This window comes from Endozoicomonas sp. G2_1 (assembly GCF_017744155.1).
Lineage (GTDB): Bacteria > Pseudomonadota > Gammaproteobacteria > Enterobacterales > Alteromonadaceae > JAGHQT01.
In genome coordinates, this window is the sequence record NZ_JAGHQT010000002.1 from 405,428 (window position 1) to 418,392 (window position 12,965).

A 12,965-nucleotide genomic window follows, 5' to 3' on the forward strand; every position below is an offset into this window, starting at 1 on the left:
AATTTCACTCATGCAGGGTTTAAATATGAGCCAAGTTCAACAAAAACACATTTCACGCAGAAAAGCACTGGCCTCTTTGGGCGCATTAGCCGGCGGTTCAGTATTCGCCTTATCTGGTTGTGGTGGCGGCAGTTCCTCACCAGCGCCAACCCCGGCTCCAAGCCCTGCACCAGCGCCTACGCCTAGCCCAGCCCCGGCACCTACGCCAAGCCCAACACCAGCACCTGCTCCGACACCAACACCAACACCAACACCAACACCAACACCTAGCAGCACATGGGCTGCTGGCGGTACTAATGCAATTACCGTGAATGTCCCGCCGAGAAATCCATTTGCCAATGATCCCGCCAGCATGTGTCAAATTACCGCGCCTTTTACTCTAGGGCCGTGTTACTTCAATCCAGACAGTGTGCGACAAGACATCTCTGATGGCGAAACTGGGGTACCTGTTATTCTCGGATTGCGAATTGTTGATCGAAATTGTCGGCCAATTTCAGCGTGGGAAGTAGAAATTTGGCATACTAACCGCGAGGGCTTGTACTCAGGTCGTAATACTGGTAGCTCAGATGCCCGACAGTTTGACCCTGCTTTTTGCACGAGCTCTAACAGTCGAGCACTGGCATCACGCTGGTTTAGAGGCTCACAAATTACCGACAGTGACGGTATTGTCTATTTTAAAACATGTTTCCCCGGATGGTATCCCGGTCGCACCACTCATATTCACTTGCAATTGAGAAACAACAATGTCCAGAGTTTAGTGTCACAGCTTGCTTTTAACGACAACCTCAACCGCGAAATTTACACTGCTCATTCCGAATACATGAGTCGTGGCGCAAAAGACACACCAAACATTAACGATGGTGTGTTCGACGCCAGTAATATTGCCAGACACATCTTTAGTCACGAGCGCAATAGCGATAACTCAATGTTAGTTTGGAAAACGATTCAAGTGACATCAGTTTAGCTGATGTAAAGGTTAGCACGAAAATAGCCAAAGCATCGGCTTTGGCTATTTGGAGTTTAATTAGCTTTATTCTCGGTTAACCGACAAAAACATACCCTTTTGAGCGAATCGTTTTAATCAAACTGTTATCACCTAATTTTTGTCTAATATTAGAAATATAAATATCAATTTGTCGGCTTTGGCCGTCGTAATCAATACCGCGTAAACGTTGAAAAACATCATCGCGACTGACTATCTGACCTTTGCGCTCGATCAGTAAAACTAACAGTTCGTATTCTGGGTTGCTAAACGCTTGCAAGGTTCCTTGTTTGCGGACTTCTCGTCGAACTGTATTCACTTCAAAGTCTGAAAAACTATAAGTAGTACTTTGGTCATCACTCTCAACCGCTAACGTTTTTTCCACAGAGGTGTCAGCCTGATCTCGACGCAAAACAGCTCGGCATTTCGCCAATAGCAAACGAGGTTCAATAGGCTTAGTAATGTAATCATCAGCGCCAATTTCCAGACCTAATACTTGATCAATCAGCTCTGTTCGAGCGGTCAACATCACGACTTTGCCATGATATTGAGACGTGATTTGACGACAGATATCTAAGCCATCACCATCGGGTAGCATCACATCTAGTAGCACCAAACTCGGTTGCTGTGCGATGATCTCTTGTACTGCATTTGCTGCGGAGTGTAACAATTGGCATTCAAATTCAAAAGACTGAAGAAAATCTGCCGTTAAATTAGCTAAATCGACATCGTCTTCAACAATAATTACCTTGTGTTTTTTCATTACATCCTCATCATTAAAATTGCCATTTAATGCCCAGCTGAACAGTACTTCGATTAGCACCACTGACCATCTCAGGTGTGGTTATGCGATTGTATTCCCAAGCCAAAAAAGCGTGCCATCGCACAGCAAGTGCATAATTAATTTTCATAGAAACTTGTTTTACCGTAACTGAAGGGCGTTGACTAAAATCAAATTCGGTATGGCTCAGTGCCGCACTCAACTGCCAAGTTTGGCTAATGTTATACAGGCTCTTCAGGGAAAAGCCGAGAGAATTGAAATCAAAAAAGTCCTCTTCGGCATCACTATCAGTATATCGAGAGCTTACACTCACTAGCAGGCCTAAATCCTCTAGTTGTTTTGACCACGAGCCGGCGATACTTTTGTAAATAGAGTCTTGTTGCAAATCCTCAAAGCTTGATACTTCTTTTTTATACCAGTCTGTACGCACTGACCACTTGCCATAGTTTGACAAATAGCTTAGCTCTGGCTGAATACCATAGTATTTGAAGCTATCATCTTGGTCTCGGTCAAAATCATTGTAAAAAACTTGCGTGGAGGCTAGCCAATGCTCACTGATTCGCCAACTGAGTTCTGAATCCCCTCTTACTAGTTGTTTTTCAGAAAGCTCTGAATCGAGCGGCGTATCTAAACTGTAGTTTACTTGGTTACGCCATTGGTAAGTATTATCACCAGAGGTATAAATATGGCGAAAATTCGCTTGATTGCGAACAAAATCACCACTGTCGTCAACGTTAAAGCGCTGATCAACAACGGCAAGTAATTCGATATATGGAACAAATTCTTGATTTTGATTAACAATGCCCGTTTGTTGTATTTCAACCGCTTGTTGGCCGCTATTAGTTAAAAAATCGTTGAGCACTTCGCAAGGTTGAGTGAGATCTTGGTTATCACAAAAATCACTGTACAAGAGGCTACCGCTAAATATAGTCTCGATATCTGCACCAATATCATCCACCAAAAACTCGCTAACATTGCCGAGAGAAAAATCAGTATCGTAGCCATAACTGGCGAGTATTGAACCTTCAAATTGATGTTTTTGTTGCTTCTGTGGTTCACTTAGTGCTTGTTCAACCGTGGCGTTTAACAACTGTAGATCTCGACGTACCGATGCCGGCAAATTATCAAGCACCAACAAGTGCTCGATATTGACCTGTGCTTTTAGCCATTGTTCAGTTTTTACTTGCAGCCTAGCGAGCTCAGCTCGAGCGCGGTGCAGCTGTGGATATTGCTTAAGTAATGCAATGAGTTTTGCTTCGGCTTCTTGATAACGAGCTTGTTCAATGGCGGCAAGGGCTTGCTCAAAACGAGTTTTAATTGACTCTTGCGCCTGACCATTAAACGACGATAAAACCAACAAGGCAGTAACAAAATAAATAGAGACATGTTTACAATTAAAAAGATTAAACAAGCTATTTACCTCTCAATTTTTTCGTCAAGCGCTTGTAGTTGCTGCTGTTCTAGCTGCAAAAGTCTGGCAAAAATAGTGTCAAATAACAACTTGTTTGTTTTATTTTCAGTGCCGAGCCCCTCGGGATCATCAAAAGGTTTAGCGTTGGCAAATTCCAAAGCTAGAATTTCCTCTTCTAATAGTAAATCATCGTGAAATTTACTGTTCATTGGTGAATCTTCACTGCGATTACTTCGTTTTTTACCGGTACTGTCATTGACCAAATTACTGGCATCAAGTTCACTAATCGCTTGCTCAATTTCGCCACTAACGCCAACGCCAAAGTCAGCTTTCAATTGAGCAATTTTATCCGCCAAAATAGAACGCTGTTTTGGCGTTAATGGCAAAGTGCTCAAGTCAATTGCCAGAACACCTTGCTGCCAATCACCCCAGCCGAGCAAATCATCGACGTGGTCTTGTTCGAGCTTACTTGCTGCAGCCGCTATCTCTGGTTTTTGTTGATTTTGAGCAAACGTATCAGCACTGGTGACGCACAAGCTAATTAGCGCAATAGTGAGCACTAAATGAATGCAGGACTTGGCTAACAGGTGGCATTTCATTAGTCAGATACCACCGACGTATTCTCAGCAGGGCTTATAGGTAGAGTAATGGTCAAACAAGCACCGCCTTTGGCGCTATTACTCGCTTGAATATCGCCTTGATGTTGAATTGCAATTTGGCGGGCAATCGCTAAACCCAAACCATAACTCGCCTGCCCAGTTGACGTTGTGCGAGCGTTGTCGGCTTTAAAGAATGGTTTAAAAACATGTTCGATCACCTCCGGCGCAAAACCAGGACCATCGTCTTGAATTGAAATCAACCAAGCGTGTTCTTGCTTTTGCCCCTTAACCACTACCTTAGTATTGGCATATTTGTTGGCATTGGTCAGAAGGTTAGCAATCAGGCGCTTAAGTAGTAATGTATTACCTTGAACATAAAACGGTTCAGAACATATCGTATCAAAAGAGCTAGTAATCGATGTTGATTGCTGGTTGAGTTCGTCAACTTCGCTGATCAACAGCGCTTTTAAGTCAACTTTTTCAAGTTTTAAATCTGGTTTACTCGACAAACGTTCATAGGTTAGTAACTCGTCAATCAATGCATTCAAACTATTGAGATCTTGGCGACACTGTTCAACCAAGTTGGGTTGCTCTTGTAACAACATAGCAATAGTTTCAAGGCGAAAGTGTAGCTTCGATATTGGCGTTCTTAAATCGTGTGATACTGCCCTCACCATATAAGCCTGTTCATCGAGTAAGCGCTCAATGCGTTTGCGCATACTGATGATTTTACTGTTGAGTGCAGCAATGGCATCGCCGGAACCAGTCACTTGCTCGCCGTCGTAAAATTTAGGGCCAATGGCATCAACGGTTTTTTCGATACCAACAAGGCGCTTGCGCAGTTGATTTAAAATCAACCAAACAGTCAGGGCGATCAAAACAAGCGTAATAGCGAGCGCGGGCAGCAATAAGTGCAGTGGATAAGGTTGGAAAAATGGAATTGGCCCTATGGTTAAGGCATCGCCAGTATTGCCCCAAGGAGCATAAGCACTAATCCACTCTGGCTGACCGAGATTAGCACTGCGCACTAATACAGTATCGCCGCGCTCGAGTTGGCGCTGTTGTTTACTGGTTAATTCAATCCCGCTGCTGTGAATTCTTTCCACTTGAAAAGTAGCCGATTGTTTAATGCTATCGAACACCTGTTGACGCTGCTCAATGGGGTAATGACCTATTTCATTAAGTGCTAAAAAGGTCGTTGCCGACAACCATTTTTCCGTTAGCCCTGAACTGATCATCAGTACTTGATATGACTGCCCTGACTCACGAGGGCCAGAAATCCAATACTGTTCGAACTGTTTGTCGACACCAGTTTTGCGGTAACCAGTGTCAGCATCTAACAACTGTAATTCGACGTCCATTAGAGAGGCTACTAAGTTTAACCAACGTTCCCGATTTTCTGGTTTTTGTCGGTTAACCCCGTTATTGACCAGCGTCACGGTGAGCTTAGAGACGTCATCAAGGTAGCTTAAATACCGCGCTTGATTAATATGTTGGATGGCAAAATACATGCCCATGGTTACCAGCAAGACACTAGCAACAATACCACCATAAATAGACAAAAACAGATGACGCAAACGAAAACAACTTTCAGTAAATTTTCTGTAGTATGCCTTGAAAGCAGACAGGAAGAAATATCAAGCTAAACACGCCATACAAATAACTAACTTTTGTCATACATTGGCAAAAAACTTTTTGTTGATTTAGTAGTCTTAGCATCCCTGCTTATTCTCGAGCGAGTATTTAGGCATCAATGTAAACACAGCATAGAGCTGTTAAATTTCCGCTAAGAGCGTACTTTGCTCAAGTTCGGCAAAAGCACAGTGAAATATTTTGCCTAAGCTGATAATTGCCTGCTCTATTTTATCCGACCATTTAACGCCATAACTGATCCTCAAGTAATTGGTATATTTACCCGATACTGAAAAAATTTCACCAGGAGCAAAACTAACACCAGCACTCACCGCCAGTTTAAACAGTGCAGTAGTATTAATTTGCGCAGGACACCTAAGCCATAACACACTGCCTCCCTGCGGTTGTGATATCCGCACTTGTTCAGGAAAGTGTTCGGCGACCAAAGCACGCATGCGCTCTGAACTAAGCGTCAATTTTTTTCTCAGCAAGGCAAGGTGGCGATCGTAGTCTCCTGAGAGCAAATATTCCATCAAGGTCCATTGCTGTAACATCGCCGTAGAACACGACTGAGCACGCTTAATGCGCTTGGCATCTTCTTCAAATCGCCCCGCTACCAACCAGCCGACGCGATAACCTGGCGCCGCTGTTTTCGAAAACGATGAACACGTTAGTACTAAACCAGCTCGACTGTAAAATTGTGCTGGTTTGGGCCGTGCTTCAGTGAAATAGAGTTCGCTGTAAACGTCATCTTCAATCAGTGGTACCTGATGCTGCTCCAATAGTTGCACTAATTGCTGCCGACTCGCTTCCGGCATCATAGAACCCAGAGGGTTGTTGATCGCTGTTGAAAAGACACAGGCTTTAATCGGGTGTTGAGCCAAGGCTTTAGTCAATGCCGTTAAGCAAACGCCATCTTCCGGGCAGGTGTATATTTCCAACGCCCGCATACCCAAAGATTCAATCAACTCAATTAAGCCAAAAAAGCACGGCGACTCAATAGCGATAACATCACCGGGTTTAGCAACACATTGCAGCGCGATCGACAGCGCCTCTTGAGCACCATTGGTGATTAAAATATCGTTGGGCGTAACATCAACCGCCAGCTCTTGATAACGAAAAGCAAGCTGACTGCGCAGCTTTGGATCGCCATTGACCGAACCATAACTAACCGCTTTGTCGGCCACTTTACTTATTACCGCGCGCATTAAACGAGCTAGCGCCTTATCAGGCGGATGCGCTTGAATTGGATTTGAAATACCCAAAGGTACGGTATCGGGTAAATGAACAGCTTCGTAAACTTGCTCAATCAAGCTGCGACAATTTAGGTCAACCGGGCCTGCGGGTAGCCATTTATTGGGTTTGGGTTGTAAGTTTTTAGCTTGCTGTGCTTTCAAATAGTAACCCGACTGAGGCCTTGCACAGATTAAACCGCGGCGCTCCAATTCAATATAAGCTTGTTTCACCGTTGGCACGCTAATACTGAGTTGACCAGCAAGCTTGCGCAAGCTCGGTAATTTATCGCCCGGCGTCAGTAAGCCATTACTTTGCTGACGTTCGATAAAGTCGATGACTTGCTGATATAAAAAGGTTGATGACTGCTTGTCGAGCAATTGCATAAGCACCCCATAGAAATTTTGCCACCCCAAACTGTATAGGTGTCATTTTCATTTTTTTGTATATGTTATTAAAACAGTTATTACCTACAATGTCATTAACACTGACTAATCACGCTAAGGCCACAGATGAATAACACTTTGCTTTATCTCACTACTGTACTCATCTGGGGCTCAACTTGGCTGGCAATTAACTATCAGTTGGGAGATGTTGCGCCTGAGGCATCAATCGCTTATCGCTTTGGTTTAGCGGCTTTGGTGCTATTTGTCATTTGCTTGATACGCAAACAACGGCTCAGCTTTGGTCTGCGCGATCACTTGCGCATGGCGGCATTTGGCATGTGCTTATTTTGTTTTAACTACTTTATGCTATATCAAGCACAAACAAAAATTAACTCAGCGCTGTCGTGTATTGCTTTTTCCACCTTAATGCTGATGAACATGGTCAACGGTCGCATTTGGTTTAAAACCAAAATTCGCAAGCAAACCTACCTTGGCGGCGCTTTAGGGCTTATCGGTATTGTGATTTTATTCTGGCCACAAATAGAACACTTAAGCTTAACCGACGATGTTTTATATGGCTTAGTGTTGTGCTTAATTGGCACCGCGTTCGCGTCAACCGGCAATATGTTGTCGATATCAACGCAAAAACGGGCCTTGCCTGTGATGTCAGCAAACGCTTGGGGCATGATGTACGGCGCTTTGGTGATGTCAGTATTACTGTTAGTACAGGGTAAGAGTTTTAGCTTTGCTTGGACGCCGGCCTATGTTGGCTCGTTACTATTTTTATCAATACTGGGCTCTGTGGTCGCATTTACTTGCTACTTGACCTTGATGACTCGCATTGGCGCCGATAAAACTTCGTATGCCAATATATTGTTCCCAGCCGTTGCCGTCGTTTTATCAACGATTTTCGAAGGTTTTGTTTGGAATCACTACACGGTAATTGGTTTTGTTAGCATTATGGCGGGCAACGTTGCCATGCTGTTAAAACCAGCACAACTGGCTCAATTAAAGTCAAAAGTATTAGTGTGGAAACAAATTGCTTAACACGGCGGTCATACTAATACACTAAGTTAGACGCTGTGATTAAAGATACTCAGCACAGTTAACCGTTTTTGTACTGACCTAAGCAACACAAAATAGACATGTTATTGCTTAAATAGTACTTAGCGGCATAGGACCTTCCTTCCCCCTATGCCGCTTTTTTCTTATCTTCAACTAGTCCAGGTCTGAATATGCAGACCTGTTAATGACTAGTGTTGTCCAATCGGAGAGCCCGGTGGTAGTTTTACCGATTTAGTTGGCAACACTAATTTTCCTTTAGTTAGGCTCAATTCAATCGACTTAGCTAGCCAGACAAAGTGATGCTCAAAGCTACGATATTTGCGGCTGCTAGCATTTTTACTCAGCCAAGTTTTTAGCTCTACTAAATGGGCATAAACATCCGCTTTAACTTCCGGTACCACGTCTTCTTGCTGCCATAACGCAACCAGTTGCTCAATTACTTGCTGGTTGACTCGTTGTTGAATGACACTCGACAAACCTTTGTGTGGCTTGACCGCAATAGTATTTTTCATCAACTGCATCAATAGCGATGCAACACTTGGAATATTCTCATCAAGTGCCGCTTGCTGTGCTAAGCGCGCTAAGCGTTGCTTGTTCAACAATAAGTTCAGGCTGTGGCTAGCACTTGCACTTGCCGCACTCACTGGATCAAATGTCAGGCCGGTATTACTTGGGAAACTCTCGCGATTGCGGCGATAACCGTAAGCTTTTGGTGGAATTAAGCGAACAATATCTTCAGACAGGGTTAACACCTCTGGTGATAACGTTGCCAAAATCGCACTTAACGCCTGTTTTTGTTTATCGCCACTGACAGTAACTGCACCTTGCGCTGACTCAGCCGATTTAAGCTCATAATAATAATCAACGCCGGCAACCAATTTTACCACAGCTTCCACTTGGTAACGGTGAAAGTTGTAAATTGGCACTAAAGTTTGCTCAAGCTCAGACAATGGTGTACCGACGGCAATACTGTTTAAGCCAAAATTATTCAGCGCTAGTTGACGCACCTTCATCACGCGTTTCAACTCAGCAACTGGATCTTGGCCATTGTCCCATAAATGCCCCGCAGGATGGGCACCTGATCGAGGTCTGGCATCTGGGTCAGAAATATACTGCAAACCTTGGGCTTGAGCGTCAGCAACTAATTTTGCTAAGTGTGACGCTTGATTATTGTCGCCGTAGCCGTAAGCAATAACATATTTATCCCAAACGCCAATTTTGTCATCGTATGCCTGAGATAAATCTATTTTTTCGTCTTTGATCGATACATATGGGTGCGGGTAATCCATCACAGATGCGCGGTCGTTAACACTGGCTGCAAAGTTATGAGCAATGCCTAAGGTATGACCGACTTCATGGGCAGAAAGCTGACGAATACGCGCCAATGCCATCTCTTTCATCGCACTGGTATCTGCGTTTTCATGATTATTATCGGTAAACGGCGAAGTTAAACCTAGAGCAATTAAATAGTCTTGACGCACGCGCAAAGAGCCTAAGGTAACGTGCCCTTTGATAATTTCTCCTGTGCGCGGGTCGATCACCGAAGCACCATAAGACCAGCCTCGCGTAGCGCGATGCACCCATTGAATAACGTTGTAACGAACATCCATGGGATCAGCATCTGCTGGCAGCATTTTCACTTGAAAAGCGTTTTTATAACCGATGGCCTCAAACGCTTGATCCCACCACAAAGCACCGTCAATCAAGGCACTGCGCACTGGCTCTGGTACACCGGCATCGAGATAATAAACAATCGGTTCAACCGCTTCACTAACCGCTGACTTGGGATCTTTTTTGGTAAGGCGATGGCGAGGAATAACGCGTTTAACAATATCGCGCTCTATTGGTGTCGCGTAGTCGGCATATTCAACTGACCAAAAACCACTAAACGGATGAAACGCTCGTGTTTGGTAGTTGTCGTCAGGTAAACGAATAAGTGAGTGATGTAAATTTACCGTGATCGCATTGGCTTCAGGCGCAACAGATTTTAAATAATCGCCTGTGCCTTTGCCCTTAAAAGTGACAATAGCTTCTAACTCAGTGTTATCTGGAAACGATTTACTGCGCTTGGCGTAAACACCACTGCGACTTTTATCCAAGGCAAAGCTGCCCTGTTTACGCTGTTTTAGTCGATCCGCTAAGTTGTGAATATCCGACAATAAAAATGGCGTGTAATCAATCAGCCACTTACCTTGGTCACTGGCAATAAGTTCAAAGCCCCAAATAATCGAGCTGGCGAATGCTTGTTCAACAGCCTCTTGTTCAAGCGCATTATCTGAATTGGCGCGGTAATAACTGTTGAGTTGACGCAAGAATACTTTTTTACCAACTCGTTCAAAACGCACTAAGCGAGTATCGCCCAATTGACCGCGATCTAAACCAATATCATTTGAACCTACACCGTGGGGCAAGCCACTTTGAAATAAGAAATCTTGCTCAAATTGCTCAATTTCTAATAACACTCTGCCGTCGGTATCGTCGTGATAGAAGGTGAAAAAGCCACTGTGTTTCGTGGTGTTATCGAGCTCCTTGGCATAGTCAGAATTAGCCAATACGCTAAATTGGCTCAGGCCTAACAGCAACAGCCAAAAACGAATAAATTTCATGCATTACCCTTTATTAGTTACTGCAATAAGCAGTAGATTCGTTATAATAATTAGAAAGTCATTTGCTAAGTTTTCATTCATATCAATAAGATAAATTCACTGATTATTGGTAAAAAACGAATAAAAACCGCGAACTTCCTCAAACTCTACGGCAATTAGGTACTAAGATGCAACGACTAGCGCCATCCTTACGTCAAGATAACGTTTCTCTTGATTTAATTTCTCTGATCAAAACCATTTTAGCAGCAACGAAAGAAATTTCATTTCGCGTCAGTCAAGCGCACCTAAGTGGTTTAATGGGCTCAACCTTAGATGAAAACATTCAGGGTGAGGTACAAAAAAAATTAGATGTTGTTGCCAATCAGTTATTAAAAGACGTATTGCTCGAGTCTGGCTTTGTTAAAGCGATTTCATCGGAAGAAGAAGACAACTCAGTTGCCGGTGACGAAGATGGCAAATTCCTAGTATCGTTTGACCCACTAGATGGCAGCTCAAATATCGATATCAATTCACTCATCGGCACTATTTTTTCAATTCATGAAGCACTGCCGGGTGTTGAAGCTGGGGATCCGGCACAGTTCAAGCAAGCGGGCACTAAGCAAGTTTGTGCCGGTTACGTGTTATACGGGCCATCAACCATGTTGGTGATGACTACTGGTAATGGCACTCACATGTACGTGCTTGATCGCACTCACGGTGGTTACTTATTGGTTGAGCGCAATCTACAAATTCCTGAAGAGACGCAAGAGTTTGCCATCAACATGTCGAATCAGCGCTTCTGGCAAGCGCCAATGCAAAACTACATCAACGATTTATTAGCAGGTAAAGAAGGTCCACGCGAGAAAAACTTTAACATGCGCTGGATTGCCGCCATGGTTGGCGACGTCCATAGAGTACTGAATCGCGGTGGTATTTTCACTTACCCGAAAGACACCAAAGATCCGAGCAAAGCAGGTAAATTGCGTTTGATGTACGAAGCAAACCCAATGAGCTTTTTAGTTGAGCAAGCAGGCGGCTTAAGTGTGACTAGCACAGGTCGTATTATGGAAATTGAACCTACTGACGTTCACCAGCGCGTTGAAGTGATTCTAGGCTCGAAAAACGAAGTTGAAAAATGCTTGAGCTACTACAGCTAAAGCCAATATTCTCCAACAATTCGAACGAATAAAGTATATATGCCGCATGTTTATGTATCATAAGCATGCGGCTTTTTATTCGCCGCAAAGTTTTGTTAAAATAGCGCCAAATTCTTTTTAATCAATCTATCAATGTTGCCCTTGGGCACGAGAGAAATGTTATGCCAAATTATGTTGTTGGACACAAAATTCCTGACTCAGATTCTATCTGTTCAGCAATTGCCTTGTCTTATTTGAAAAGCACTTTAGGTGAAGAAACCGTTCCTGCGCGTTTAGGTGAATTATCACCTGAAACTCTGTTTATTTTAGAGCGCTTCGGCTTTGAACAACCTGAGCTAAAAACTAGCTATGCTGGTGAAAGCTTATACATTGTTGACCACTCTGACCGCGTCCAAGGTCCAGATGATATCGACGACGCGACTATTCTTGGCATTATTGACCATCACAAACTTGGCGACATCACCACTTCTGCACCGTTAGAGTGTTGGATTCGCCCAGTAGGTTGTACTAATACCATTATCAAGATGATGTACGATTTCCACGACGTTGAAATTCCAAAAGACATCGCTGGTGCCATGATGTGTGCGATTTTAAGTGACACTGTTATCTTTAAGTCACCGACTTGTACAACTGCTGATATCAAATGTGTTGAAGCATTAGCTGAAATCGCTGGTATCGAAGATCCAAAAGCACTTGGCATGGAAATGTTCAAAGTAAAATCAGCCGTTGAAGGCACGCCAGTACGCGACTTAGTATTGCGCGATTTTAAAGACTTCGACATGAACGGTAACTTAGTCGGCATCGGTCAGTTAGAAGTGATCGACTTGAGCATTTTCGATGAAATGAAAGCCGACCTTGAAGCTGATATTGCAGCACTAAAAGCCGAAGGCAACCGCCACAGTGTCTTGTTACTGCTTACCGACATCATGAAAGAAGGCTCAGAAGTGTTAGTAGTTAGTGATGACGACAACCTAACTGAAAAAGCGTACGGCAAAGCAAGTGTTGATGGCAAAGTGTGGTTAGACGGCGTATTGAGCCGTAAGAAACAAGTGGTACCGCCGCTACAAGAGTCATTCGCTTAAGCTTAGTTAGCCACTTTTACTTGTTGCTCGTATTAAATATTGCAACAAGTGA

10 protein-coding genes are annotated in these 12,965 nt (G+C 43.6%); 4 read left to right on the forward strand and 6 right to left on the reverse strand.

The features are described 5' to 3' along the window. Positions 1–25: 25 nt before the first annotated feature. Entirely contained in the window at positions 26–964 is a 939-nt protein-coding gene (locus J7384_RS04875) for an intradiol ring-cleavage dioxygenase (protein WP_209111745.1), read from the forward strand. Between the two features lie 76 nt (positions 965–1,040). Here the strand turns inward: J7384_RS04875 and J7384_RS04880 are convergent, their stop codons facing one another. The 5 genes from J7384_RS04880 to J7384_RS04900 all read right to left on the reverse strand — a co-directional run bounded on the left by J7384_RS04880 (position 1,041) and on the right by J7384_RS04900 (position 7,024). After that, positions 1,041–1,745, reverse strand: a complete 705-nt coding sequence (locus J7384_RS04880; RefSeq protein WP_209111746.1) for a response regulator transcription factor — start codon at positions 1,743–1,745, stop codon at positions 1,041–1,043. Between the two features lie 13 nt (positions 1,746–1,758). Further along, a complete protein-coding gene (locus J7384_RS04885) occupies positions 1,759–3,174 on the reverse strand; it encodes a hypothetical protein (RefSeq protein ID WP_209111747.1) in 1,416 nt (471 codons plus the stop codon). A 5-nt stretch (positions 3,175–3,179) separates the two neighbouring features. After that, complete coding sequence (locus tag J7384_RS04890) at positions 3,180–3,773, reverse strand: hypothetical protein (protein WP_209111748.1); 594 nt, start codon at positions 3,771–3,773, stop codon at positions 3,180–3,182. After that, a complete protein-coding gene (locus J7384_RS04895) occupies positions 3,773–5,350 on the reverse strand; it encodes a HAMP domain-containing sensor histidine kinase (RefSeq protein ID WP_209111749.1) in 1,578 nt (525 codons plus the stop codon). Before J7384_RS04895 ends, J7384_RS04890 begins: the two co-directional genes overlap by 1 nt. Positions 5,351–5,548: 198 nt before the next feature. Continuing rightward, entirely contained in the window at positions 5,549–7,024 is a 1,476-nt protein-coding gene (locus J7384_RS04900) for a PLP-dependent aminotransferase family protein (RefSeq protein ID WP_209111750.1), read from the reverse strand. Between the two features lie 126 nt (positions 7,025–7,150). Between J7384_RS04900 and J7384_RS04905 the strand changes: the two genes are divergently transcribed. Beyond that, entirely contained in the window at positions 7,151–8,071 is a 921-nt protein-coding gene (locus J7384_RS04905) for an EamA family transporter (RefSeq protein WP_209111751.1), read from the forward strand. Between the two features lie 206 nt (positions 8,072–8,277). Here the strand turns inward: J7384_RS04905 and J7384_RS04910 are convergent, their stop codons facing one another. Continuing rightward, entirely contained in the window at positions 8,278–10,695 is a 2,418-nt protein-coding gene (locus J7384_RS04910) for a zinc-dependent metalloprotease (protein ID WP_209111752.1), read from the reverse strand. Between the two features lie 167 nt (positions 10,696–10,862). Here J7384_RS04910 and J7384_RS04915 point away from each other — a divergent pair, with 167 nt between their 5' ends. Together J7384_RS04915 and J7384_RS04920 are read left to right on the forward strand one after the other, a co-directional pair. Next, on the forward strand, positions 10,863–11,831 hold the full coding sequence (locus tag J7384_RS04915; RefSeq protein ID WP_209111753.1) for a class 1 fructose-bisphosphatase: 969 nt from the start codon (positions 10,863–10,865) through the stop codon (positions 11,829–11,831). A gap of 161 nt (positions 11,832–11,992) precedes the next feature. Further along, positions 11,993–12,913: a manganese-dependent inorganic pyrophosphatase gene (locus J7384_RS04920; RefSeq protein ID WP_209111754.1), complete on the forward strand. Its 921-nt coding sequence runs from the start codon at positions 11,993–11,995 to the stop codon at positions 12,911–12,913. The last annotated feature ends 52 nt before the right edge of the window (positions 12,914–12,965 follow it).